Origin of the sequence: Amycolatopsis sp. NPDC051128 (assembly GCF_040682715.1) — a bacterium.
GTDB lineage: Bacteria > Actinomycetota > Actinomycetes > Mycobacteriales > Pseudonocardiaceae > Amycolatopsis.
This window is the reverse complement of record NZ_JBFBBN010000054.1, coordinates 44,340-69,620: the sequence shown is the minus strand read 5'-3', so window position 1 is coordinate 69,620 and position 25,281 is coordinate 44,340. Positions and strand designations below refer to the sequence as shown.

The 25,281-nt window shown below is 69.0% G+C and carries 21 protein-coding genes; 8 read left to right on the top strand and 13 right to left on the bottom strand.

What is annotated here, in order from left to right; translation table 11 throughout:
* Positions 1 to 89: 89 nt before the first annotated feature.
* The 3 genes from AB0M82_RS37685 to AB0M82_RS37675 all read right to left on the bottom strand — a co-directional run bounded on the left by AB0M82_RS37685 (position 90) and on the right by AB0M82_RS37675 (position 2,384).
* On the bottom strand, positions 90 to 305 hold the full coding sequence (locus AB0M82_RS37685; RefSeq protein ID WP_364732673.1) for a hypothetical protein: 216 nt from the start codon (positions 303 to 305) through the stop codon (positions 90 to 92).
* 445 nt (positions 306 to 750) lie between these two features.
* Complete coding sequence (locus AB0M82_RS37680; RefSeq protein WP_364732671.1) at positions 751 to 1,500, bottom strand: SDR family oxidoreductase; 750 nt, start codon at positions 1,498 to 1,500, stop codon at positions 751 to 753.
* Positions 1,501 to 1,517: 17 nt separating this feature from the next.
* Positions 1,518 to 2,384: an MFS transporter gene (locus tag AB0M82_RS37675; protein ID WP_364732668.1), complete on the bottom strand. Its 867-nt coding sequence runs from the start codon at positions 2,382 to 2,384 to the stop codon at positions 1,518 to 1,520.
* A gap of 116 nt (positions 2,385 to 2,500) precedes the next feature.
* Between AB0M82_RS37675 and AB0M82_RS37670 the strand changes: the two genes are divergently transcribed.
* Complete coding sequence (locus AB0M82_RS37670; protein WP_364732665.1) at positions 2,501 to 3,229, top strand: TetR/AcrR family transcriptional regulator; 729 nt, start codon at positions 2,501 to 2,503, stop codon at positions 3,227 to 3,229.
* Between the two features lie 66 nt (positions 3,230 to 3,295).
* Here the strand turns inward: AB0M82_RS37670 and AB0M82_RS37665 are convergent, their stop codons facing one another.
* Genes AB0M82_RS37665 through AB0M82_RS37655 form a run of 3 tightly spaced genes read right to left on the bottom strand, consistent with a single transcriptional unit; the run spans position 3,296 to position 5,569 of the window.
* Positions 3,296 to 4,078 carry an SDR family oxidoreductase gene (locus AB0M82_RS37665; RefSeq protein ID WP_364732663.1) on the bottom strand — a complete coding sequence of 261 codons (783 nt, stop codon included), beginning with the start codon at positions 4,076 to 4,078 and terminating at the stop codon, positions 3,296 to 3,298.
* A 22-nt stretch (positions 4,079 to 4,100) separates the two neighbouring features.
* A complete protein-coding gene (locus tag AB0M82_RS37660; protein ID WP_364732660.1) occupies positions 4,101 to 5,084 on the bottom strand; it encodes a glutathione S-transferase C-terminal domain-containing protein in 984 nt (327 codons plus the stop codon).
* Between the two features lie 8 nt (positions 5,085 to 5,092).
* A complete protein-coding gene (locus tag AB0M82_RS37655) occupies positions 5,093 to 5,569 on the bottom strand; it encodes a MarR family transcriptional regulator (protein ID WP_364732657.1) in 477 nt (158 codons plus the stop codon).
* A 106-nt stretch (positions 5,570 to 5,675) separates the two neighbouring features.
* Here AB0M82_RS37655 and AB0M82_RS37650 point away from each other — a divergent pair, with 106 nt between their 5' ends.
* The gene (locus tag AB0M82_RS37650; RefSeq protein WP_364732654.1) at positions 5,676 to 6,233 is read left to right on the top strand and encodes a YceI family protein; all 558 of its coding nucleotides are present in this window, start codon (positions 5,676 to 5,678) and stop codon (positions 6,231 to 6,233) included.
* Positions 6,234 to 6,284: 51 nt separating this feature from the next.
* Here AB0M82_RS37650 and AB0M82_RS37645 read toward each other — a convergent pair whose 3' ends face one another.
* From AB0M82_RS37645 to AB0M82_RS37615, 7 genes are all read right to left on the bottom strand, one after another.
* Complete coding sequence (locus AB0M82_RS37645; RefSeq protein ID WP_364732652.1) at positions 6,285 to 8,267, bottom strand: family 43 glycosylhydrolase; 1,983 nt, start codon at positions 8,265 to 8,267, stop codon at positions 6,285 to 6,287.
* 8 nt (positions 8,268 to 8,275) lie between these two features.
* Positions 8,276 to 9,922 carry a ricin-type beta-trefoil lectin domain protein gene (locus tag AB0M82_RS37640; RefSeq protein ID WP_364732649.1) on the bottom strand — a complete coding sequence of 549 codons (1,647 nt, stop codon included), beginning with the start codon at positions 9,920 to 9,922 and terminating at the stop codon, positions 8,276 to 8,278.
* A 65-nt stretch (positions 9,923 to 9,987) separates the two neighbouring features.
* The gene (locus AB0M82_RS37635; protein WP_364732647.1) at positions 9,988 to 11,451 is read right to left on the bottom strand and encodes a non-reducing end alpha-L-arabinofuranosidase family hydrolase; all 1,464 of its coding nucleotides are present in this window, start codon (positions 11,449 to 11,451) and stop codon (positions 9,988 to 9,990) included.
* A 40-nt stretch (positions 11,452 to 11,491) separates the two neighbouring features.
* Positions 11,492 to 12,853, bottom strand: coding sequence for a glycoside hydrolase family 43 protein (locus tag AB0M82_RS37630; protein WP_364732644.1), 1,362 nt, complete (start codon positions 12,851 to 12,853; stop codon positions 11,492 to 11,494).
* A gap of 37 nt (positions 12,854 to 12,890) precedes the next feature.
* Entirely contained in the window at positions 12,891 to 14,285 is a 1,395-nt protein-coding gene (locus tag AB0M82_RS37625) for an endo-1,4-beta-xylanase (protein WP_364732640.1), read from the bottom strand.
* A 532-nt stretch (positions 14,286 to 14,817) separates the two neighbouring features.
* Positions 14,818 to 15,063 carry an ATP F0F1 synthase subunit C gene (locus AB0M82_RS37620; RefSeq protein WP_364732637.1) on the bottom strand — a complete coding sequence of 82 codons (246 nt, stop codon included), beginning with the start codon at positions 15,061 to 15,063 and terminating at the stop codon, positions 14,818 to 14,820.
* Between the two features lie 236 nt (positions 15,064 to 15,299).
* Complete coding sequence (locus tag AB0M82_RS37615; RefSeq protein ID WP_364732635.1) at positions 15,300 to 16,307, bottom strand: LacI family DNA-binding transcriptional regulator; 1,008 nt, start codon at positions 16,305 to 16,307, stop codon at positions 15,300 to 15,302.
* A gap of 629 nt (positions 16,308 to 16,936) precedes the next feature.
* Between AB0M82_RS37615 and AB0M82_RS37610 the strand changes: the two genes are divergently transcribed.
* From AB0M82_RS37610 to AB0M82_RS37585, 6 genes are all read left to right on the top strand, one after another.
* Positions 16,937 to 19,045 carry an EAL domain-containing protein gene (locus AB0M82_RS37610; protein WP_364732633.1) on the top strand — a complete coding sequence of 703 codons (2,109 nt, stop codon included), beginning with the start codon at positions 16,937 to 16,939 and terminating at the stop codon, positions 19,043 to 19,045.
* Positions 19,046 to 19,223: 178 nt separating this feature from the next.
* The gene (locus AB0M82_RS37605) at positions 19,224 to 19,643 is read left to right on the top strand and encodes a hypothetical protein (protein ID WP_364732630.1); all 420 of its coding nucleotides are present in this window, start codon (positions 19,224 to 19,226) and stop codon (positions 19,641 to 19,643) included.
* Between the two features lie 31 nt (positions 19,644 to 19,674).
* Entirely contained in the window at positions 19,675 to 21,768 is a 2,094-nt protein-coding gene (locus tag AB0M82_RS37600) for a (Fe-S)-binding protein (protein ID WP_364732628.1), read from the top strand.
* 398 nt (positions 21,769 to 22,166) lie between these two features.
* Positions 22,167 to 23,468 carry an extracellular solute-binding protein gene (locus tag AB0M82_RS37595; RefSeq protein ID WP_364732626.1) on the top strand — a complete coding sequence of 434 codons (1,302 nt, stop codon included), beginning with the start codon at positions 22,167 to 22,169 and terminating at the stop codon, positions 23,466 to 23,468.
* Complete coding sequence (locus tag AB0M82_RS37590; RefSeq protein WP_364732624.1) at positions 23,465 to 24,451, top strand: sugar ABC transporter permease; 987 nt, start codon at positions 23,465 to 23,467, stop codon at positions 24,449 to 24,451. The genes AB0M82_RS37595 and AB0M82_RS37590 overlap by 4 nt, the downstream gene beginning before the upstream one ends.
* Positions 24,448 to 25,278 carry a carbohydrate ABC transporter permease gene (locus AB0M82_RS37585; RefSeq protein WP_364732622.1) on the top strand — a complete coding sequence of 277 codons (831 nt, stop codon included), beginning with the start codon at positions 24,448 to 24,450 and terminating at the stop codon, positions 25,276 to 25,278. Before AB0M82_RS37590 ends, AB0M82_RS37585 begins: the two co-directional genes overlap by 4 nt.
* Positions 25,279 to 25,281 lie beyond the last annotated feature (3 nt).

The window sequence follows — 25,281 nt, the reverse complement described above, 5'->3', positions numbered from 1 at the left end:
TCCCTCTTGCGGGGCGCTGCCGACCACAAACCCAAAGCAACCACAGCAGCGCCGATTCCCCACGCCACGGCGAAGCCGTATCTTTAAACTCAGTCACAAGAACGCGACACAACGTCGCGAGCCCGCTCGATGTCCGGCCCCGATAAAGCCGCTCGCACGATCACGTGCGAGTGCCCGGCGGCCTTGGCCACCAGCAGCGCTCCGTGCAGGGACGGCTTGCGGGCGGTCAGCACCGCGATGCCCTCGTCGCGGTAGGAGTATGCCGTGGACAGCCCGATGCCGTTGTCCCTGGCCAGAGCGGACATCCTGGTGTCATCAAGCAATCAGCGCAGCTATGTGCGGCTGCCGATCCACCCCCGGGCTCCGGGTGCGCGGGGTGGAGGAGAAGCTCGAGCACGTCGCGGCCGGCCGGACCAGGTGTGCCTCGCGATGGCGGCATCGCGAGGCACACACCTGCGTAGAAATGTAGGGCGCGATCTGCTCGACGGTAAGCCCAGTGGTCCGATACAGGCCGGACGATTCGTTGTTCGGGCTTGAGTGTGGTAATCCAATTATTCCGAAAAACGAGCTGTCCCTGTTTCGACACGCCGATGTCGAGGAAGTCTGTCGCTGGTTTTCGCCGAACCCAAGTCGGCGAAGACCAGCGACGTCCGCATTGCTCTGAACGGTCACATGTGGAGAACTGGGTGCGGATGGCGGCGCCCGGCATGCCGCGGTTGTGCCACCACAACCACCACCGCCGTCCGGCGGCTACACGAGCGTCCCGCCGGAGACGTCGAGGTGGTGCCCGGTGACGTATCGGCTGTCGTCGGAGGCCAGAAAGGCCACCGTGCCGGCGACGTCCTCCGGTGTGCCCAGCCGGCCCAGCGGCGACAGGGATGACAGCCAGGTCAGGGCCTCGCCGACCAGTCGGCCCTGGTGCATGTCGGTGTCGATGACGCCGGGCGCCACGGTGTTGACGGTGATGCCGCGCGGCCCCAGTTGCTTGGCGAGTGTCGAGGTGAGCACGTCGAGTGCTGCCTTGGACATGGCGTAGCCGATCGCCGCGGGCATGGCGGTACCGCGGGTCAGCATGGTTCCGATCGTGATGACCCTCCCGCCGTCTCTCAGCCGCGGCAGAGCGAGCTGGGTGATGAAGAACGGGGCGGTGCTGTTGACCGCGAACAGCCGCTCGAAGCCCTCCCGGGTCACGCCGCCGATTTCGTCCTGTCCGCCGAGGATGCCCGCGTTGTTGACCAGGATGTCCAGGCCGTCGGCGTGCGCGTCGAACGTGGTCCACAGTGCTTCGGCGTCGCCGGGCACACCCAGCTCGGCCTGGACGGCGAAGGCCTGCCCGCCGGCCGCTTCGATGGCCGAGACCGTGTCCTTGGCGGCCGTGTGGTTGCTGCCGTAGTGCACGGCGACGCGGGCGCCCTGTCGTGCGAGCCGGGTGGCGATGGCACGGCCGATTCCCCTGCTCGCGCCGGTCACGAGCGCTGTCTTGCCGGTCAGTGTTGTCATGGTGGTCAAGCCTTCCGTCAGGCGGTGTAGGAGGTGGTGGCCTTGGCGTCGTGCAGCACTCGCGCCCACCACGTCACCTGGTCCAGCAGGGTCTTGGCGGCGGTGGCGGCCCCGTGCGGGTCCTTGGGCCGTCCGTCGCCGTCGAAGCACTCCCACACGCCGTGGAAGCTGACCGTGTTCCGCGTGACGGCGTGCAGTTCGGCGAAGACCGTGCGCAGGTGTTCCACCGCCCGCAGGCCCCCCCGACAGGCCGCCGTAGGACACGAACGCCACCGGCTTGGCGTGGCGAACCAGGTGGCCACGGTCGAGCCGATGCGGGCGTCGCGGACGCTGCCGACGATGACGGGCAGCCTCAGTCGGTTGTCGGACAAGGGGTTCTCCATTCGGTTGGGCGGGGTTTCAGGTCGAGTCACGCTGCGGCGGTGGCCGGTTCCGCGGGGGTCCGGTCGCGTAGCGGGACCTCGCGGATGAGGCACGCGAGCACGAGGGCGACGGCTCCCAGTGCGGCCGCGCCGAGGGCCATGGCGTGGACGCCGCTGGAGACGGGGTGGCACCAACTCGGCGATGAGCGCCAGCGCGCCCACCATCAGTCCGCCCGCGCCCAGCCCCTGCACGGCCCGGAAGCCCACGAGCTGGATCATGTCCTGCGACATCCCCGACAACCCCGACCCCAGCAGGAACAGCACGATCGCGGCCAGGTAGACCGGCTTGCGCCCGCGCAGGTCACCGACCTTTCCCCAGATCGGCGTCGAGGCGGCCATGCAGATCAGATAGGCCGTCGCGACCCAGGAGAAGTACTCCAGGCCACCGAGTTCTCCCATGATCACCGGCAGGGCCGGGCCGAGCATCATGCCATCCAGCGGGGCCGTGATCGTGCCGAGCATCACCCCGATCACGCCCCTGCGAAGAGATCGGTCCACAGGCCCTCCATTCGCGTACCACGTACTCGAAATGAACCATAGCCATTCAGGTACGATGTACGCAAACCGAGGGGATGCCGATGCCCGACGACGAACCGACCAGCATCTGGATGCTTCCGGAACGCCAAGAGCGCTCCGGGCCCGGGCGACGGCCCGGCTACAGCCGCGAACAGATCACTCGGACGGCGGTCCGGATCGCCGACGCCGAAGGCGTGGAGGCCACGACCATGCGCCGGATCGCGTCCGAGCTGGCCACCGGTGCCATGTCGCTCTACCGGTACGTGCCCAAACGCGATGACCTGTTCGACCTCATGATCGACATGGCGATGAGCGAAATCGAGCTCCCGGACGACCCGTCCGGCGACTGGCGCGCCGATCTTTCGCTGGTCGCCGACCAGACCCGCGCCGCGGCCCTGCGCCATTCGTGGCTCATCGGGCTGCTCGCCGGTCGTCCGACCCTGGGCCCCCATCTGTTGCGCGTGCACGAGTTCGCGCTCGGCGCACTCGACGGGCGCGGTCTCGACATCGACGACATCACGGCGTTCGTCGGCATGCTGAACGACTACGTCCACAGCGCGATCCGCCGCGAGATCGGCTGGCTGGAGGAGGCCCGCCGGTCCGGCCTGGACCCGGAACGGTGGAAGCGGGACTACATCGGGCCGTACGTCCGGCAGATCGTCGAATCCGGTGCCTATCCTCTGTTCAGCCGCTCGCTGCTGGAATCCCGCACCGCACACCTCCCGCCCGCGGAACGCTTCCGGCACGGGCTGGATCGCGTGCTCGACGGCATCGGCGCGCACATCACCTGAGACCGGTTCCAATCAGCCCCGGCCCCCGGCGACTCCTGGTCACCAGTGGTTACGCGGAAGGACTCATCAGGTGTGCGTCCCGCCGTCGACGCGGATCTCCGTGCCCGTGATGAACTGGCCGTCGTCCGAGGCGAGCATGGCCACCACTCCCGCCACCGCCTCCGGGGGAGCCACCGCGTTGCCGACCTCCGTGGTGAGGTCCGTGGGCAGGATCGGCATCAGCCGGCCGAACAGCGTGAAGTCGATGTCCCGGGGCAGCCAGCTCGCCGCCGAGTCCGTGATGCCGCTCTTCACGCTGCCCGGCGCGATGCTGACCGCGCGCAGGCCCCGCTTGCCGTACTCCAGCGCCAGCGAATGCGTGAACGCCTGGATGCCGCCCTTGCTCGCGCTGTACGCCGCCATGTACGGGTGGGCGAACGAAGCCGACGTCGAGCTGAAGTTCACCACCACGCCCTTGCCGGTCTCGAGCAGCGCCGGCAGGGCCGCCCGCGTCACCAGGAACGTGCCCGTCAGGTTCACCGCCAGCACGCGGTTCCACAGCTCCAGCGACGTCTCGTGCGTGTGCGAGGCCAGCAGGATCCCGGCCGCGTTGACCAGCACGTCGAGCCCGCCCAGGACGTCGATCGCGGACGCCGTCCGCTCGGCCACCGATGCCTCGTCGGCGACGTCCATGGTGAACGTCGTCAGGCCGCCGACTTGCGCGGCTTCCTGAGTTCCCTTCAGGCCTTCTTCGGAGACGTCGGTGGCGACGACTCGCGCCCCTTCGTCCAGCAGGCGGAGTGTGGTGGCCCGGCCGATGCCGGAACCGGCGCCGGTGACGAGGATGCGGCGATCGCGCAGACGGTCCATGGTGATCACCGTAGCCAGAAAGTCAGAGCGCGGGCACCCTCTCGTTCCCGGGCGGCGGGCCGGGCGGGGTGCCGTCGCCGAACGGGCGGCCGCCCAGCTGCTCGCGGTGGTGCGGGGTCAGCCAGCCCGCGAGGTCCGGGCCCAGCGGGATGATGCCGGTCGGGTTCACGTTCTTGTGCACCACGTAGTAGTGCTCCTTGATCTGCGCGAAGTCGATCGTGTCGCCGAACCCGGGCGTCTGGAACAGGTCGCGGGTGTAGGCCCACAGCACCGGCAGCTCGGTGAGCTTCTGCCGGTTGCACTTGAAGTGGCCGTGGTAGACCGCGTCGAACCGGACGAGCGTGGTGAACAGCCGGATGTCGGCTTCGGTGATCGTGTCGCCCATCAGGTAACGGCGGTCCGCGAGCCGGTCCGACAACCAGTCGAGCCGGCCGAACAGCTTGCGGTAGGAGTGCTCGTAGGCTTCCTGCGACTTCGCGAACCCGCACTGGTACACGGCGTTGTTGACGTCGGTGAAGACCTTCCGCGCGACGTCGTCGATCTCGTCGCGCAGCTTGTCGGGGTACAGCTCGGGCGCGCCGGAGCGGTGGTACGCCGTCCACTCGGTGGACATGTCGAGCGTCATCCGGGCGAAGTCGTTGGTGACGACCTGGCCGCTCGGGACGTCGACGAACGCCGGCACCGTGATGCCGCGCGGGTACTCCGGGTCGCGCTTGAAGAACGCTTCCTGCAGCCGCTCGATGCCGAGCACCGGGTCGCGGCCACCCGGGTCGAGGTCGAAGCTCCAGCTGCGCTCGTCGTGCACCGGCCCGGCGATGCCCATGGACAGCACCGGTTCCAGGCCCAGCAGCCGCCGCACGATCACCGCGCGGTTCGCCCACGGGCACGCGCGGGCGACGACCAGCCGGTAGCGGCCGGGCTCGACCGGCCAGCCGTCGCGGCCGTCGGCGGTGATGCGGTCGGAAAGGTAGTTCAGGTCGCGCTTGTACTCGCCATCGTCGCTCATCGGCGTCCTCAGCAGTCGTCGGTCGGGGGAGTGGCCTCCAGCGCCGCGGCCAGCCGCGCCAGCACGGGCCCGGCCGTGCGGATGTCCTCGGCGCTCAGGTGATCGAACACCGCGGCCCGGACCCGTGCCAGGTGACCCGGGTAGGCCGCCTCCAGTCTGACCAATCCGGCGTCGGTCAGCACGGCGTTCGACGCCCGCCCGTCCTCGGCGCACCGGCGTTTCTCGACCAGGCCGCGACGGGCGAGGTCGTCGACCACCCGGCTGATCCGGCTGAGCGACAGCGCGGTCGTCGCCGCCAGCGCCGAGATGCGAAGCAGGTGGTCCGGCGCTTCGGACAGCGCGACGAGAACCCCGTAGTCGGTGCTGGTGAGGCCGGTGTCGGGCAGGAAGTGGTCTTCGAGCGCGCGCGGCAGCACGATGGCGATGCGGATCAGCGGTCGCCAGAACGCGGCTTCTTCGGGGTCGAGCGCGGCCAAGTCACCCATGCCCGTCAGCCTACCGAAAGCTTGCTTGCGCAACCAGCAAAACCGCGTACAGTGTTGTTGAGCCCTCAATCACCAGAGGGTGCCACGACGAGGAGAGAAGCACAGCATGACCAGCGCGACCACCTACCCCCAGCTGACCGGCGAGTACACCCTGGACGCCGCCCACTCGCGGATCGGGTTCGTCGCCCGCCACGCGATGGTGACCAAGGTGCGTGGCAGCTTCAACGACTTCACCGGCACCGCGACCATCGACGGCGACGCGCCGGAGAAGTCGAGCGTCCAGGTCACGATCCAGGCCACCAGCATCGACACCCGCAACGCCGACCGCGACGGGCACCTGAAGAGCAACGACTTCCTGGCGATGGACGAGTACCCGCAGCTCACCTTCACCTCGACCGAGATCAAGCAGACCGGCGAGACCAGCTTCGACGTGACCGGCGACCTGACGATCAAGGGTGTCACCCACTCGGTGACCATCCCGTTCGAGTTCGAGGGCTCCGCGAAGGACCCGTTCGGCAACGAGCGGATCGGTTTCGAGGGCTCGACCACGATCAACCGCAAGGACTACGGCATCAGCTTCAACGCCGCGCTCGAGACCGGCGGTGTGCTGGTGAGCGACAAGATCACGCTGGAGTTCGAGATCTCCGCGATCAAGTCCGCCTGACCCCGCGGTCGCGGGAACCGGCGGCACCGCCGGTTCCCGCGCGCTCCCTGGCTACGGCGTCGTCAGATCGAACTGCTGGAGGGTGACGGCGCCGCCGAGCGCCTGGGTGGCGTGGTTGAAGACGGCGAACCGGTAGCCCATGAAGAACTGCCAGGCGTTGTTGAGGGTGAAGGGCGCGCCGAGCGGGGTGAAGTTGACCCCGTCGGTGCTGTAGGAGAACCTGGCCTGGCGTCCCGTCCCCGGCCGGATGTCGGCGTTGGCGCGCAGCCAGATCTTGGTGCCGGACAGAGCCGCGCTCGCCGTCTCGGTCCCGGTGCCGGTGGTGTTCCAGTTGCTGTCCATCGTCAGGCCGTTGACCATGACCACCCGGTTGCGGCCGCCGTCGCGCTTGACGCCGATCCACGCCGAGGAGTCACGCAGCATCGCCAGCCCGGTGCGGTCGCCGTCGCGCATCGCCGTCAGGTCGAGCGTGGCCGTGGCCGTCGAGGTCGGTCCCTGGATGCGGCGGGTCAGGGTGTTGCGCGCGGCATACAGGTCGTTGGTGACCGTGGCGGTGGACAGCTTCAGCCCGTTGCCGACCGAGAACTTCGTGGTGTCGGGGTTGTGGTTCCACTCCCAGTGCGGCCGCAGGGTGGTGCCCTGGAAGGTGTCCGTGCCGGTCATCGGCTCGACTTGCCGTGGTGGCGGCGGCAGGTTCGGCTTGGGGTACGTGACACCCCAGCGGCCGTTGACCGTCTGAAGACGGGGCCAGCCGTCGGCCGTCCACGTGACCGGCGCGAGCGCGGGGACGCGTCCGCCGGGGTAGGCGTCGACGAAGGACATGTAGTACCAGTCGCCGTTCTGCGTCTGCACCAGGCCGCCCTGGTGCGGCACGCCTCCGCCCTGGATCGGGCCCGGCAGGTCCAGCAGCACCTGCTGGAGGGTGTAGGGGCCGAACGGGTTGCTCGCCTTCAGGATGTACTGGCCGTTGGCCGGGCGGGTCAGGAAGATGTAGTAGCTGCCGTTGCGCTTGTAGAACCGGGACCCCTCGAGGGTGCCGATGTTCGACGGCGTCTGGAACACCTGCTGGGAGCGGACTTCGGACTTGCCGTCCGCGGACAGCTGGGCGACGCTGATGCTGGTGTTGCCGTAGGCGACGTACATGGTGTCGTTGTCGTCGACGAGCATGCCGGCGTCGTAGTAGCACTTGTCGATCGTGGCGTGCTTGGTCCACTGGCCGTCCACGGCGGTGGCGGTGTAGATGTGGGTCTTCGCGAAGTCGACGCAGCCACCCCAGTAGTAGGTGTCGTTGCTCGCCCGGTGGTTGAGGAACGACGCCCAGATGCCGCGCACGTAACCGCGTCCGCCGTTCAGGTCGTACTTCGCCCCGAAGTCCAGCTTGGGCACCGAGTGCCCGGCGAACTCCCAGTTCACCAGGTCGTAGGAGCGCAGGATCGGCGCGCCCGGCGAGTAGTGCATCGTCGAGGCCGAGTAGTAGTAGGCGTCGCCGACCCGGATGATGTCGACGTCGGCGAAGTCTTGCCACAGCACCGGGTTCGTGAAGGTGGCCGGCTGGTTAGGCGTCGTTGTTGTGGTCGGCGTGCTGGTGGTCGGGGTGGTCACCGGCGTGGTGGGGGTCACGCCCCCGGTGCACGTGGTGCCGTTGAGCCGGAACGACTCCGGGACCGGATTGGCCGAGCTGAACGAGCCGTTGAAGCCGAACTCGGCCGCGCCCCCGGTGGGGATGGCGCTGTTGTGGGCGACGTTCTTCGCGCTCACCTGGGTGCCGCTCTGCGTGATCGTCGCGTTCCAGTGCTCCCGGACCTGCTGGCCGGCGGCGAACGACCACTCCAGCGTCCAGCCGGCGATCGGGTCGCCCAGGTTGGTGATCGAGACGGACGCGCCGAAGCCGCCCTGCCACTCCGAGGTCTTCGTGTAGGTCACCGAGCAGCCGGCCGCGGCCTGCGCGGGCGGCGTGGCCGCGAGCCCGCCCCCGACGAGGACGGCGGCGGTGAGCGGGGCCAGCACCGCCCACAGCCGGTGGCGCGTTCCCATTGGCCTCCTCATGCGCGTGCCCACTTCTGGTTGCTCTGCCCGTTGCAGGTCCACAGGATCAGCGACGACCCGTTGGCGGTGGCCGCCCCGTTGACGTCCAGGCACAGTCCGGCCCGGACGTTGCGGATCGACCCGTCGTCGGCGAAGGTCCACTTCTGGTTGTCCTGGCCGCTGCACGACCAGATGACCACCTTGGTGCCGTTGGCGGTGCCCTGGTTGGCGGAGTCCAGGCACTTGTCGCCGAAGACGCGGATTTCGCCGCCGGCCCAGGTCGTCCAGAGCTGGTTGGCCGAGGTCTGGCAGTCCCAGATGAGCGTGGCCGTCCCGGCCGCGGTCGAGCCGTTGTTGACGTCGACGCACCGGCTCGAGCCGGTGCCGCGGAGCCGGGCCGTGGTGGCGGCGAGCGGGGTGCCGCCCGACACCCGGAAGACGGCCGAGCCGTGCGCGGGAACGCTCGCCGAGATCTGGCCGGAGCTGGCGCTCGTGGCCCCGGTCCACTGGTCGGTCAGGGTCAGCGAAGTACCGGACAGGCCGACCTGGGCGGCGGTGGTGGTGATCGTGGCGGTGCCGCCGCCCCGGTTGATCAGGCCGACCGCGACCGATCCGTCGGACAGCGGCTTGGCGAAGACCTCGGCGTCGCCGTCGTCGCGGACCCGTCTGCCGCCGGCGCCGAGCGAGTCTTGGTTGACGGCGATGAGCCGCGGGTTGCGCAGGACCGCGCTGATGTCGGTGGACATGGTGCGGATGTCGTTGCCGGCCATGAGCGGCGCGGCCATCAGGGCCCAGAGGGCGAAGTGGGTCCGGGACTCCGTCAGCGACAGGCCGGGACGGCCGACGACGAGCATGTCAGGGTCGTTCCAGTGGCCCGGCCCGGACTGGGCGGCCAGCGGCGCGGTGACGTCGAGGACGTTGCCCACGCCCATGGGGTAGCTGTTGGTGTTGCCGTTCTGCCAGATGTCGAGCAGGTCCTCGGTGGTGCGCCACAGGTCCGCGACCTGGCCCCAGTTGTACTTGTCGCCGGTGATGGCGTGGAAGCTGTTGGGGTTGATGCTGTAGACGATCGGGCGGCCGGTGGCGCGCAGGGCGTCGCGCATGATGCCGAACCGGGCGACCTGCTCGTCGCGGGTGCCGACGCCCGAGCACCAGTCGTACTTGACGTAGTCGACGCCCCACGAGGCGAAGGTGTTGGCGTCCTGGATCTCGTGGCCCTTGCTGCCGGTGGAGCCGGGAAAGCCGCCGGAGGTCTGCGCGCAGGTTTTTTCGTTGGGCACCTCGTAGATGCCGAACTTCAGTCCCTTGCCGTGGATGTAGTCGCCCAGCGCCTTCATCCCGGACGGGAACTTCGTCGGGTGGTTGCGCAGGTTGCCCGCCCCGTCGCGCTGTGGGTCGAACCAGCAGTCGTCGACGACGATGTACTGGTAGCCGACGTCGCGCATGCCCGACGACGCCATCGCGTCGGCGGCCTGGCGCACCTGCGCCTCGGTGATCCCGCAGCCGAAGCTGTTCCAGCTGTTCCACCCCATCGGCGGGGTGAGCGCCGGGCTGCCTGGTGCGGCTTCGGCGGCCGGCAGGTTCGGCGCCGAGACGGACAACGACAGCGCGGCGGCCGTCACGGTGAGCAGGTGCAGGACGCGCGAGCGCGTTCGAGCGGGCATCGTCGTTCCTCTCGGCGGGAACGGCGGAGGCGGCCGGACCCGGCGCCGGCGGCCTCCACCGTGAGTCAGCAGTTGGAGTTGGTCTGGGTGAGCAGGCCGAGGCGCCAGGGCAGGTGGTTGTAGTCACCGCTCGCGTTGGGGTCCATGCCCTGGTAGAGGTAGCTCAGCTTGCAGGGGCTGATTTCCATCGTCTGGTCCGGGTTGGAGCGCACCATCTCGCCGTGGCTGATGTCGCGGGTCCAGGCACCTCCGGGGAAGGTGACGTTGTTGGCGCGGGCGAAGGGATTGCTCTCGCTGTCGGCGAGCGCGGTCCACGGGCCGGCGACGGCCGGTGCGGTCCAGGAGCGGAAGTAGCGGCGGCCGTCGGTGCCGATGGCCTCGACGAGCAGCAGGTACTGGCTCTTGCCGGCGATCTTGTACACATTGGACGCTTCGAACAGGCGGTTGCGGTTCGCGTCCCGCATCGCGATGACGGTGTTGGTGAAGCCGTTCGGGAAGCTGGCCAGGGTGGTCTCGGACCGGTAGAGGTGGCCGTTGTCGTCGGACGAGAAGAGGTAGCACTTGGCGGTGTCGCACACGGTCCAGAAGTCGACCCAGTAGCCGTTGCCGATGTTGTCCCGGACGATCTGCGGCATCGAGCCGTAGAAGTTCTTCGGCGCGGACCAGGTTTCGGGGCGGTTGATGTCGCTGGTCGTGGAGTAGGAGCCGCCGGCGCCGGTCTGGTAGACGAGGTACCACAGGCGCTGCGGGGCGAAGTAGAACACCTGCGGCGCGGCCCGGTAGCCGCGGCCGAGCGGCGAGCGGTCCAGGTAGTACTGGGGCGCGGCCGACGCCTGCGACCAGTCGGTGAAGCTGGTGTACATCAGGTTGTAGCCGTCGGTGTAGGTCGACGCGAACACGTGGTACTTGCCGCCGTGATAGATGACGCTGGTGTCCTTCACGGCCACGTTCGGGTGGGCCGAGTCGGGCTTCGGGCCGATCAGGGGCCCGGAGGACGACCACCGGAAGCTCGAGGGCAGGGAGCCGGTCGGCGGGGGCCCGGACGTCGTGGTGGTCGGGGTCGTGGTGGTCGGGGACGTCGGGGTCGTCGTCGGGACGGGTGCGCCGGTGCAGAGGGTGCCGTTGAGGCTGAAGGCCGTCGGGTTCGGGTTGGTCGTGCCGTCGGACGTGCCGTTGAAGCCGAACTCCACCTTGCCCCCGGCCGGGATCGACGGGTTGTAGGTGACGTTGCGGGCCGTCACCTGCGAGCCGCTCTGCGACACCTCGGCGTTCCACGCCTGGGTGACCTGCTGACCGGCGTCGAAGGACCACGTCAGGGACCAGCCGTCGACGGCGTCGCCGACGTTGGTGACGGCGACGTTCGCGGTGAACCCGCCGGACCACTGGGACGGCGCGGAGTAGCTGACCGAGCAGCCCGGGGCGGCCGAGGCGGGCGAGGACACCGCGAGCAGCGTCGCGGCCATCCCGGCGACCACCGCGATCGCGGCCGCCAGGGCCGATCGGTACGGAGTCGGGCGTGGTGAGGACATGGTCTTCCTTCGCGGGGGAAAGGTCGGCGAGGTCCGGGGCTCAGGCGGAGAACTGCCACCAGTTCATGTTGAACAGGTAGCTGCTGCCGCCGGTGAACCGCAGGACCAGGTCCTGGGTGCCGGTGGCGCCGGTGACCGGGCAGGACACCGACGTCCAGGTTTGCCAGCCGCCGGTGCCGGGAACGGTGCAGCGGCCCACGACCGTGCCGGTGGCGCTGCCCAGGCGCAGCTCGATCGTCCCGCCGGCGGCCGCGGAGGCGACGCGGGCGGTGAACGACTTCGCGCCCGCGCCGAAGGCGACGTTGCGGACCTTGACGGTGTCGCCGTTCTCGATCCAGCCGATGTTCATGCCCCCTTCGGACGCCGGTTCGGTCTCGATGCCCGAGCCCCAGGCGATGGTCTCCGCCTCCTGCCGGACAAAGGGGTTCAGCGTGTCGGCCGGCGGCGGTCCCGAAGTGGTCATGGTGATCGTGGGAATGCTGCCGTCGGCGTTGTAGGCGAACTTCTCCACCGCCACCGAGCGGGTGTAGCCGCCACCGCCGGGCAGGGCTCCGTTGTGGTAGAAGAAGTACGAGCTGCCCTTGAAGTCCACGAGCCCGGGGTGGTTCGTGAAGCTGCTGCCCTGGGTGGGCATGACCGTGCCCCGGTAGGTCCAGGGACCGGTGGGGCCGGGCGCGGTGGAGTAGGCGATGAACTCCGAGCAGCACTTGGCGGCGAACACGTTGTAGTACAGGCCGTTGCGCTTGTAGACCCAGGGCCCTTCCTCGTACAGCGTCGGGCGGCTGCCACCGTTGGGGCGCGTGCCGAACCCGGCCGTGGTGAGCGGGATCTGGGTGATCCCGCCCGAGTACGACGTCATGTCGGTGTTGAGCCGCACGTACGACAGGTTGGGGTTTCCCCAATACAGGTACGCCTGCCCGTTGTCGTCGATGAAGACGGTCGGATCGATCTCCCCGTTTTCGACGAGCGGGCGGCCGATGGCGTCGCGGAACGGCCCCGTGGGGCTGTCCGCGACGCCGACGCCGATGGCCATCCGGCCGGTCGAGCGGTTGACCACCGGGACGTACCAGTAGAACTTGCCGTTGCGCTCGACGGCCTGCCCCGCCCACGCGTCCTGTTTGGCCCAGCTGAACGTCGCCAGGCTCATCGGCGAGCCGTGGTCGGTCCAGTTGACCATGTCCGCGGACGACCAGACGCGCCACTCCTTCATGGTGAAGTAGGTGGAGCCGTCCTCGTCGTGGCCGGTGTAGAGGTAGACCCGGCCGTTGTGCACCAGCGGCGCCGGGTCCGCGGTGTATATGTGCTGCACGATCGGGTTGTCGGCGTGGGCGGTTCCGGGCAAGAGGCCGAAGGCGCACACGGCACCGGTCAGCCAGGCGAGCAGGCGCCTTCGGCGTTGCACGATTACCTCCGTCGGTAGCTGGGTGAAGGGGGACGGATCAGCTCGCCGCACAGGTCGACGTGATCCCCTGGCCGTTGCCGGTGCCCTGGAAGCCGAACTCGGTGGACTGCCCGGCCGCGACCGAGCGGTTGTAGTCGACGTTGGCCCAGGTGACGGTGCCTGTGGTGCCGGTGTTGGTGGCGCTCCACGCGTTGGTGACGGCCGCACCGGCGGGCAGGACCGTCGTCACCCGCCAGCCGTCGAGGGCGCTCGCTCCCGCGGTGACCTTCACCGTCGCCACGAATCCGCCGGTCCAGGGGTTCAGGGACACCGAGGCGGTGCAGCCGCCGGGGTTCGGGGTCGTCGGCGTGGTGGGCGTGGTGGGGGTGGTGGGCGTCGTCGGGGTCGTCGGGGTCGTCGGGGTGGTGGGCGTGGTCGGGTTGGCGGCGTTCAGCGCGGTGAGGACGTTGTTGTAGGCGGCCTTCTTGTTGCCGTTGCCGTCGAACAGCAGCGGGTTTTCCCCGCCGCGCCAGGAGTCGGTGTCGCGGATGCCCCAGGTGGTGATGCCGGCGCAGCGGGTGACGGCCATGCAGGCACGGGTGACGGCGCCGTAGGCGTTGGCCATGTTGGAGCCGGCGATGTCGAGCTCGGTGATCTGGACTTCGACGCCGAGGTCGGCGAACCGCTGGAGGTTGGCCTGGTAGTCACCGGGCGCCGAGTTGGTGAGGTGGGACTGGAAGCCGACGCAGTCGATCGGCACGCCGCGGGACTTGAAGTCGCGGACCATGTTGTAGATGCCGGTGCTCTTGGCGTTGATGCCGTCGGTGTTGTAGTCGTTGTAGCAGAGCTTCGCGCCCGGGTCGGCGGCCCGCGCGGCGCGGAAGGCCGCTTCGATCCAGTCGTTGCCGGTGCGCTGCAGGTTGGAGTCGCGGCGCCCGCCGCTGCCGCCGTCGGCGAACGCCTCGTTGACGACGTCCCAGGCGTAGATCTTGCCCTTGTAGTGGCTGGCGACCTGGGTGACGTGGTTCATCATGGCCTGGCGCAGGCCGGAGCCTTCCATGCGCTGTGCCCAGCCTGGTTCCTGCTGGTACCACAGCAGCGCGTGCCCGCGCATCCGCTTGCCGTTGCTCACCGCGTGGTTGAGGATCCGGTCGCCGTTGCCGTAGCTGAACTGCCCCGGGTTGGGTTCGGTGGCGTCCCACTTCATCTCGTTTTCGGCGGTGACCATGTTGAACTCCCGGTTCAGGATGTTCACGTAGGTCGAGTCGCCGAGCTTCCCGGCCGCGACGGCGGCGCCGAAGTACCGGCCGCTCTGCGCGGCCGCCGCGCCGAGCGTCGAGGCCGCGCCGTCGGCGGACGTGACGAGCACCAGCGACGCACCGAGCGCCGCCGCGAGCAGCGTCGAAGCGAGCGCGGCTCGGGACAATGACCGCGATGTCATCTTCATGTTCATGCCTTCTGGAGTTGCGCCTGGGACGACCAAGCGGTGGGTGTGTTTCCGGGGAGCTCGCGCTTCATCGCGGTCCTTCGAGACACGCGAAGAATATTCGCGAGCCGGTCGATGCCGAGGGTATTGCCGATTCCGCGACGAGCTGAAAGGGAAAGGAGGCCGTCGCGCGGGGCTCGCCCGGGTGCGGCACCGGCTTCGCTGTCGGTTCCATTCTCTCCCCACCTTCCACAGCACTCCGAAATCCGCATCCGAAACTCGCGAAACCGAAAGTTTCGAAAAGCCGGGTGCGGGACCGGCGACGGAAGCCAGTGTTACACCCGGATGTTCACGCTCACAAGAGGATCTTGGCAACTTTTGGTTCGTTGGCCTGAACGGAGCAGCAGCTTCCCCTTGGTGGCCCCGATATGCGCATTTGACGCGCGCGCGGAAGCCCTTTCGGCGAAGTCTCGCCGATGTAAGTTTCACGATCGGGGCCGGTGGTGCAACGGTATTCGCCGCACGCAACCGGGCGCGTGCGGCGAATACGCGAACGAACTTACTTGGTGGAGGCGATGAAGTAGACGACAATGCCGATCAGGGCGAGCACTTCGGTCAGCACGAAAGTCGAATAACCGATGGTCTGCAGCTTGCCCCTGGCTTCCGGCTGACGGGCGGTGCCGTTGATGACGGCGGCGAAAATCAGGCCGACGCCGATTCCCGGACCGATCGCGCCGAGTCCGTAGCCGATGGCGGCGAGACCGGGATTGATGTTGACGGCCTGAGCTTGGATGATGTCGATCATGGCGTCCCCCTTCACATTCGGTCCACGCGCGCGTTCGCGTGGAACGGCGATCCGTGTTATCGGGCCGGGCATGCGAGCGGAGCTGTTCCAGGGTGTCGAAATCAACGCAAGGAAATGTGCTGTATTGCCTTGGCATTGCCTTGAGATTTGCCTTGGGCAAGCAAATGATTCGGTGGCCGGAGCTTTGTTCGGTCAATTCGATTGTAGCACTGACGGGCGGTGCCGTCCGCTGCCTTTCAGGCGCGCGGCGCGGCGGTGCTGTCGCGCCAGGTGAGCCGGGGCCCGAGCAGCCGGACCTCGGAGGTGGTGTGGCCGGCGAGCCGGCGCATGGTCATCTCGACGGCTTGGGCCCCGACCTCCTCGGCCGGGATGGCGACCGTGGTCAGCGCGACCGCGTGCTGCTCGGCCATGGTGTCCGGGCACACCGCGACGACCGAGATGTCCTCGGGCACCCGCAGGCCGCGGTGGCGCAGGTCCGACAGCAGGGCGGGCAGCACGGCCTCGTTGTGCACGACCAGGCCGGTCAGGTCCGGGTCGGCGGCGAGCAGGTCGTCCAGGCAGGCGCTCACCGCTTCGTAGGAGTGCGCGCACGGCCGGGAGGACGCCCGCACGTCGCGGCTCCGCGCGGTTTCGTCGAAGCCGTCGAGGAATCGCGTCGCGTAGCTCGTGCCGCGCCGGTAGACGGCGGGGGAGGGGCCGATCAGCGCGATCGAGCGGTGGCCGAGGTCGGCGAGGTGTGCGACGCAGGCCGAGCCGGCGGCGGTGAAGTCGAGGTCGACGCAGCTCAGCCCGGCGGGGTGGTCGGGTACGCCGATGAGGACTACGGGTCGGTCGAGGGCGAGGAGCATTGGTACTCGGGGGTCGGCGGCTTCGACGTCCATGACGATGAGTGCGTCGGCGATGGCGGAGGAGGCGACGCGTTGGAGTGCGGCGGGTCCTTCGTCTTTGGTGAGGAGGAGGAGGTCGTGGTCGTGGGCCCGGGCGGCGGTGACGGCGGCGGCGACGAATTGCATGACGACGGCGACGTTGAGGTCGGTGCGGAGGGGGACGACGAGGGCGAGGACGTTGGTTTTGCTGCTGGCGAGTGCGCGGGCGCCGGCGTGGGGGTGGTAGCCGAGTTTGCGGATGCTTTCTTCGACCAGTCGCCGGGTTTTCGGTGAGATCGAGCGCTTGCCGCTGATCACGTACGACACCGTGCTGGGAGCCACCCCCGCCGCGTTGGCGACGTCGTTGATCGTGACCACGGGCGGCCTCCTGGGGGACGGAGCGGTGGGTCGTTGTCGAAGCGCATCGACGATGAGACGAAGGTAAGTGACACCTGCGCGAAACACAAGCACGATTTGCCGTCCGCACATGTTCGACGCGCATTCGACAGTGGTGGCGCCGGTGAATCCGTCGAACGACGCTGATGGCGGAACTTTCGCGGCTCAGTGCGGGTCTGGGGGAGCGGACCGCGTTTCCTGGAAGCGCTCTCGGAAAGTCTTGACCTCGTGCTCACGTGACTGTAATAGTCGTCACTATCCGAACCTTTGACGCGAATGCTCCGCGCCGTGCAGTCGAAGCGATTCGACAAACCCGGCCTGGGCGTCCGGCAGACCTGGCGGTGCCCGTGCGGCTACCGGGTGTAGTGTTCCAGGGTCCATTTCAGCTCGTGCCCGTCCGGAGGAGTGCGTCTTGAGACCGCCGGTCAAGCTGACGTCGGCGCTGTCCGGCATCGTGCTGCCCGCGGCGAAGGGAATTGCCGCGCTCCCGTTCCCGATTCCCCATGGTGGGAGAATCGGATGAAAGCGGAACCGTGCGCGTCGCGGCATTTCGCGGCAAGATATCTCGGCGACCCGAGCCGGAGTGTGCCTAGACCCCTGGACAGGCTGAGGTGACTGCTCCCCATCCCCATGGCGATGCCCCGCGGACGAAGCCGTCGGCCGAGCGCGCCGCGCGCCGTCTCGGCGCCCTCGCCCGCAAGTGGGGCTACCTGATCAGCGCCACGGCCTACCTGCCGCACACCCCCGAAGAGATCGAGCGCGAACTGGGGCTCCTGGCCGGCCGGCTGTTCGAGGCGGTCGCGAGCGATCCGCCGGGGCTGGACGAGGCGGCCGCGGCCGGGAGGCGGCTCGTCGAACTGCGGTGCGTCGGCGCGGACAGCCTGCGTCGCAGCCTTGAGGTGCTCGGGAAGGCGCTGCTGCGCGAGCCGGAGCTGCGCGGTGTCGACGGGCTCGCCGAGCGGATCGTGCTGGTGCTCGGCGCGCTGAGCTCGGGGTACGCGGAGATGGTGCGTGAGGACATCCAGAAACGCCAGGAGGGCCTCAGCCGCGCGCTGCTGAAGGTCGAGCAGGAGACGCGGCAGAAGCAGGTCCTCACCCGCGCGCAGTTCGAGGAGGTGTTCGCCGGCTCGGCCAGCGGCGTCGCGCTCACCGAGCTGGACGGCCGGGTCCTGCGGGCCAACGCGGCGCTGGCCAAGACGCTCAACCGCACGCCGGCCGAGATCGCCTCGATGACCCTGTTCGACCTGGTCCACCCGGAGGACGTCGAGCAACTGCGGGAGGCCTACCGGGAGCTGGTGGCCGGCAGGCTGCACCGGCTGCGCGCCGGCCGGCGGCTGGTCGGCAAGGACGGCGAGCCGATGTGGGCCACGTTCGCCGCGTCGGTGGTCCGCGATGCCCTCGGCACGCCGCGGCGGCTGATCACGATCGTCGACGACGACACCGAGGTGTCGCTGCTGCAGCGGCGCCTGAGCCACCAGGCTCTGCACGACCTGCTCACCGGGCTGCCGAACCGCCAGTTCTTCGGCACCCGGCTGGAGACCCTGCTGCGCGACGCCGACCCGGCCCGCGGCGTCACGCTGTTCCACCTCGACCTCGACGGCTTCTCGCAGATCAACGGCGGGCTCGGCCATGACCTCGGCGACCGCGTGCTGCGCGGTGTCGCCGCGAAGCTGAAGACGGTCTTCGACGCCGAAAACGCGCTCGTGGCTCGCCTCGGCGGCGACGAGTTCGGCGTGCTGGTGCAGAACACGGCGGACACGCCGGACGTGGTGACGCTCGTCCGCCGGATCACCCGCGAACTCGCGGAGCCGGAGTACGTCGACGGGGAGCACGGGGTCGGGGTGTCGGCCGCCATCGGCGTCGTCCACCGGCCGCCGCGCGACATCACACCGGCGGAACTGCTCCGCGCGTCGGACCTGACGCTGCGCCGCGTCCAGCGGACGGGGAGCCAGTGGGGCCTGTTCGACCGGCAGCTGGACCGGCACGACCGGCACGACTTCGGCCTGGCCGCGTCGATGGCGGGCGCCTGGGAGAACGGCGAGATCGAGATCGGCTACCGGCCGCTGGTGCGCCTGGCCGGCGGTGAGGTGACCGGCGTCGAGGCGAGGCTGCGCTGGACCCGGCCGCAAGGCGTGCTGCCGCACGAAACCTGTGTACGGCTGGCCGCGGAGACCGGGCTGGCGCTGCCGCTGGGCGCGTGGCTGCTGCGGACCGCGGCCGAGCGGCTCGTGACGTCCGGGATCGCGGTGCCGCTCACCGTCGAGCTGACGGCGCAGCAGGCCGCCGATCCCGAGCTGGTCGGCGAGATCCGGAGCGTGCTCGACGACACCGGCCTCGTCCCGGACCGGCTCCGGCCCGGCTTCCCGGCCGCCACGCTGCTGCCGGACGCCGGCGACGCGGCCGAGAACCTCAAGGTGCTGGCGGAAATCGGCGTGCCGGCGGAGCTCCACGGCTTCGGCGCGGCGGGCGACGTCACCTGCCTCGCGGACCTGCCGGTGCGCACGGTCCGCTTGGCGGCGAACCTCGCGGCCCGCCGCGACCACCCGGTGGTGGAACGGTCGTTGACGGCGCTGATCGAGGCGGCGCACCTGGCCGGGGCGGAGGTCGGTGTCGCCGGAGTCGAGAGCCGGGAGCAGGCCGCGTGGTGGCAGGAGCGGGGTGCGGACCGGGTCTCGGGCCCGGCGTTCCCCGCGCCCCCGGACGGCCTCCCCGCCTGCTGAAGCGTCCGGTTTTCGGACGCGGCCGTTCGTTCTACGCGCAGTAAGGTCGACCTTGCCTTGACTTTTACGCCGTACGGCTTAATGTAAGTAGGCCATTCGGTCCTGTCGCACCCCGTGAGCTTCTCATTACCCTCCAGTAGGACAAGTGGTGCCGATCACAGTCGTCGGAGGAGGCCCCATGGCGTCGCGCGTCCGAGGACCCGGCTCCGAAGACCGGCGCGAACTGCGGCTCAGGCACCTCGCCGGCTGCCTCCCCTGCACCCTCAAATGCGGGTACTGCGGGCTGCCGGTGCGGCTCACCGGGCCGGGCGACCACCCCGGCTACGGCGTGGTCGACGAAATCGGGGCGGATCTGGTGCTGCTGCACCGGTTCTGCCGCAGCGCGCTCGGCCGCTGCCGGACCCGGGGGTGCGTGCTGCGGCGCGCCCACCTCGGCCGCGCGACCGAGCAGTACGAAACCGGCCGCCGCCGTCCGGGGCGCTACCAGCGCCTCGGCGTCCGCCGGTCGCCCGACCTCGATCTGTACCGGAAACACTGGCGGGTCGCGAAGATGCGGTACGCGTGCAAGGCGTGCCGGTACTACACCGGCTCGCACTGAGCCGTTCCTTCAAAGTACGACCGGAGGACTCGTGCTCGTTCGTCTCATCCTCGGCCTGCTCATGACCGTCGTCGGCCTCGCCGTCGCCGGCAAGCGCGTGGCCTTCCTGTACCGGCTGATCAAGGCGGGCCAGCCGGACACCAAGCGGTCGGACGAGCTCGGCCGCCGGGTGTCCGCGCACCTGCGTGAAGTGTTCGGCCAGCGCAAGCTGCTCAAGTGGTCGGTGCCCGGCCTCGCGCACCTGTTCACGTTCTGGGGCTTCGTGATCCTCGCTTCGGTGTACCTCGAGGCGTACGGCGCCCTCTTCGACGAGGACTTCGCGATCCCGTGGATCGGGCACTGGGGCCCGCTCGGCTTCCTGCAGGACTTCATCGCCGTCGCCGTGGCCGTCTCGCTCGGCGTGTTCGCCGTGATCCGGGTCCGGCAGGCGCCCGCGCGCCAGGACCGCGCGTCCCGGTTCTACGGTTCGCACACCGGCGGCGCGTGGCTGATCCTGTTCATGATCTTCAACGTCGTCTGGACGATGTTCTTCTTCCGCGGCGCCTCTTCGGCGTCCGGCAACTTCCCGTACGACTCGGGCGCGTACGTCTCGCTCGGCGTCGGGAACCTCCTCGAGCCGCTCGGGCACTCGGCAACCGAGGTGCTGGAGACCGTCGGGCTGCTGCTGCACATCGGCGTCATGCTGGTGTTCCTGTCGATCGTGCTCTACTCGAAGCACCTGCACATCTTCCTGGCGCCGGTGAACGTCACCGCGAAGCGGCTGCCGGACGGGCTCGGCCCGCTGCTGCCGATGGAGTCCGCGGGCAAGCCGATCGACTTCGAGGACCCGGGCGAGGACGACACGTTCGGCCGCGGCAAGATCGGCGACTTCACCTGGAAGGGCATGCTGGACTTCGCCACGTGCACCGAGTGCGGCCGCTGCCAGTCGCAGTGCCCCGCGTGGAACACCGGGAAACCGCTGTCGCCCAAGCTCGTCATCATGAACCTGCGCGACAACCTGTTCGAGGAGGCGCCCTACATCCTCGCGGGCACCGAGCACGAGGACGCGCGCCCGCTGGTCGGCCCGGAGAGCGACGGCGGCGTCATCGACCCGGACGTGCTGTGGTCGTGCACCACCTGCGGGGCGTGCGTCGAGCAGTGCCCGGTGGACATCGAGCACGTCGACCACATCGTCGACATGCGCCGCTACCAGGTGATGATCGAGTCCGCGTTCCCGACCGAGCTCGGCGGGCTGTTCAAGAACCTGGAAACCAAGGGCAACCCGTGGGGCCAGAACAACTCGGAACGGCTCGCCTGGACGAAGGACCTCGGCTTCGACGTCCCGGTGTTCGACGGCGAGCTGGCCGAGGACGTCGAGTACGTCTACTGGGTCGGCTGCGCCGGCGCCTTCGACGACCAGGCGCGCAAGACCGTCCGGGCCACGGCGGAGCTGCTGCACATCGCCGGGGTGAAGTACGTGGTGCTCGGCACCGAGGAGTCCTGCACCGGTGATCCGGCGCGCCGCGCGGGCAACGAGTTCCTCTTCCAGATGATGGCGCAGCAGACCGCCGAGACGCTCAACGCCGTGTTCGAGGGCCGCGAGCCGCGGCTGCGCAAGATCGTCACCACCTGCCCGCACTGCCTGAACACCCTCGGCCGCGAGTACCCGGACCTGGACGGGCACTACGAGGTCGTGCACCACACGCAGCTGCTGAACCGGCTGGTGCGCGGCGGGCAGCTGACCCCGGTCAAGCCGGTCGAGGACGGCCCCCGCGTCACCTACCACGACCCCTGCTACCTCGGGCGGCACAACAAGGTCTACACGCCGCCGCGCGAGCTTGTCGGAGCGACCGGCGCCTCCCTGGCGGAAATGCCCCGCCACGCCGACCGCGCGCTGTGCTGCGGCGCCGGCGGCGCGCGGATGTGGATGGAGGAGCAGATCGGCAAGCGGATCAACCTGGAACGCGTCGACGAGGCGATCGCCACGGACGCCGAGACGATCGTGACGGGCTGCCCGTTCTGCCGCGTGATGCTGACGGACGGTCTGGTGCAGCGCCAGAGCGAGCAGAAGGCGGAGAACGTCGACGTCCGCGACGTCGCCCAGCTGCTCCTGGAGCGGGTGAAGGCGCCTGCGCCCAAGCCCTGACGGGTTCACCCGTTCGCGCATATCTTTAGGTCCGTGAATGTCGCATTGAGGGACTTCAAGTCCCTCAATGCGACATTCACGGCCGCACCTGTCCACCACCGCCCCGGGAAGTCCTTTCCCGGGGCGGTTTTCCGTGCGCCGTCCTGCGCGCGCCGGTTTCCGGCTGCCGGTGGTGAAAAACGTTCCGGACACGTTCCTGTCCGGACGACTTCTCCCCACTGTCGCGACGGGCGCCGGTGACTATCCGGCTACTTCCCGTCAGGATCTCGGCGCGTTTACAACGTTCCGGCAACCACCTTGACAGGGTCGGTGGTACGTACCACTCTAACTCCCAACATTGGTCTACACCATTTGGGCGCTCGGCCGCGGTGGCCGGGCATGGGAAAGGACGGCATCGAGTGAAACGCTGGCTCAAGCTGGTGGCGGGCGCCGCCGCACTCACGCTCGCGACCGCAGGCTGCGCGGGCTCCAGCGGCTCGGAGACCGCGGCTTCGTCGAGCGGCAATGCACCGCTCAGCGGCACGGTCACGGTCTGGCTGATGACCGGGTCCGCGCCGGCCACCCTGACCGACGCGCTCAACAAGGAGTTCGAAGCCGCGCACCCCGGGGTCAAGGTCAAGTACGAAGTCCAGCAGTGGGACGGTATCCAGCAGAAGCTGACCACCGCGCTGGCCGGTGGCACGCCCCCGGACGTGATAGAGATCGGCAACACACAGACCGCGGCGTTCGCCTCGCAGGACGGCGTCCTGACCGACCTGTCCGCCGACAAGGACAGCTTCAACGGCGCGCAGTGGCTGAAGGGTCTCGCGGACTCCGGTGCCTACGAAGGCAAGACCTACGGCGTTCCGTTCTACGCGGCCAACCGCGAGGTCATCTACCGCAAGGACATGTTCGAGCAGGCCGGCATCGCCAAGCTGCCGGCTTCGAACGACGAGTGGATCGACGCGATCGGCAAGCTGAAGGCGAAGTTCGGCTCCGACCCCGACTTCCAGGCGCTGTACATGCCGGGCCAGAACTGGTACGCGCTGCTGTCGTTCATCTGGGACAACGGCGGTGACATCGCCAAGGCCGACGGCAAGAACTACAAGGCGACCCTGGACACCCCCGAGGCCAAGGCCGGCCTGGAGTTCTACAAGAAGCTCGTCGACACCTCCGGCACCAAGGCGCCGAAGGACGCCGACGAGGCCAAGCCGCAGCAGGCGACCGTCTACGGCGCCGGCAAGGTCGCCATGATGATCGGCCTTCCCTGGGAGCTGCCGACGGCGGCGAAGACCGACGCGAGCCTGACCGGCAAGACCGCTGCCTTCGCGATCCCGGGCAAGACCGCCGGCCAGACCGCTCCGGTATTCCTGGGCGGCTCGAACTTGGCGATCCCGGCCAACAGCAAGAACGTGGCCGCCGCCAAGGAGTACATCAAGCTGCTCTCCAGCGCGAAGTACCAGAGCCAGCTCGCCGCCGCCGGCGTCGTGCCCGGCACGTCGACCGACCTCACCGGCCTGGACAAGGACCCGCTGGGCAGCGTGATGGCGAAGGCTTCGGCGAACGGCAAGGCCGTCCCGGCCAGCCCCAAGTGGGGCGACGTCGAGTCCGGCCAGAACCCGGTCAAGGACATGCTGACCGCCTACCTGACCGGCAAGAAGACGCTCGACCAGGCGACCGCCGACGCCAACGCAGCGCTGAACAAGCTCATCGGCGGATGACAGCGACCGCGAACGTGACGATGCCGGCGGGGGCGACCCCGCCGGCGTCGCCGCGCGACACGCGGGTCAAGAGGCGCAAGCGCGGCCGGTTCGGCGACCGGGTGCTCCCGTACCTGCTCCTCCTCCCGGCGCTCGCCGCGATTCTCGTCCTGCTCGCGTGGCCGCTGGTCCAGGTGCTCGCGATCAGCTTCCGCAAGCTCGACATCGGCCAGCTCGTCTCCGGCAAGACCGTCTGGGTCGGGTTCGCCAACTACACGAACACGCTTTCGGACCCGGAGTTCTGGACGATCACCTTCCGGACCCTGGTCTTCACCGCCGCCATCGTGGCCGCCACCATCGCCGGCGGCCTGCTGCTGGCGGTGCTCATGCGCCACCTCGATCCGGTCGTGCGGATCATCGTGCAGGTGACGCTGGTCCTGGCGTGGGCCACGCCGGTGATCGCCACGACCACGGTGTTCCAGTGGATCTTCGACGAGCAGTACGGCATTCTCAACAAGACCCTCGACCGGCTGGGCTTCCACGGCTTCATCGGTTTCTCGTGGTTCTCCAGCGGTGCCAGCACGCTCACTGTGATCGGCCTGCTCATCGTGTGGCAGGCCGTGCCGTTCGTGACGTTCTCGCTCTACGCGGGCATCATCGGCGTCCCGCGCGAGCAGTACGAAGCCGCGGGCATCGACGGCGCCAGCGCGTGGCAGACGTTCCGCGCGGTCACCTGGCCCGCCATCCGGCCGATCACCACGATGGTGACGTTCCTGTCGGTGCTGTGGGACTTCAACGCCTTCGCCCAGATCTGGGCGATCCGCGAGGGCGGGCCCGACGGCGGGAGCACCACCCTGGCCGTCGTGCTGTACCTCAAGGGCATCGCGGGCAACCACTTCGGCGCGGCCGGCGCGATCGCCACGCTGATGCTGATCGTGCTGGCGCTCATCACCGGCCGGTACATCCAGCTGCTCGTCCGGACCCCGGAAGGTGGTCTCAAGTGAGGAAATCGCTGCCACAGCGGATCGCGCTGTCGGTCGTCGGCGTCCTGGTGGCGCTGGCGATCGCGTTCCCGACGTACTGGATGTTCGTCACGTCGCTGAGGACGCCCGGCGAGATCCTCTCGCCGAAGTACGACCTGATCCCGACGTCGTTCTCGTTCGGCAACTTCGCCACCGCGCTGGGCAAGGACAACTTCCCGACCTACCTGATGAACAGCCTGATCGTCACGGTCGGTTCGGTGCTGTGCGCGCTGGTCGCCGGGACACTGGCGGCGATCCCGCTGTCGCGGCTGCGCTTCACCGGCCGCAAGGGCTTCCTGGTGCTGGTGATGGTGGCGCAGCTGGCGCCGGTGTCCGCGCTGTTCATCCCGCTGTTCCTGCTGATGCGGGACGCCGGGCTGCTCAACACGCTGCCGTCGCTGCTGCTGATCTACTTCGCCACCACGCTGCCGTTCACCGTCTGGATGCTGTACGGCTTCGTCAACGGGATCCCGTACGAGCTGGAGGAGGCCGCGATGATCGACGGCTGCAGCCAGACCGGCGCGTTCCGCCGGGTGACGCTGCCGCTGCTCGGCCCCGGCCTGGTCACCACCTCGGTGTTCAGCTTCATCACCGCGTGGAACGAGTACCTGTTCGCGCTCGTGTTCATCCAGGACAAGCCGAAGGAGACGCTGCCGGTGTGGCTGGCGTCGTTCCGCACGGCGTTCGCCACCGACTGGGGCGGCGTCATGGCCGCGTCGGTCATCTACGCGATCCCGGCGCTGGTGTTCTTCCTGCTCGTGCAACGCAAGCTGGTGTCCGGCGCGACCGCCGGCGCCGTGAAGGGGTAGCCG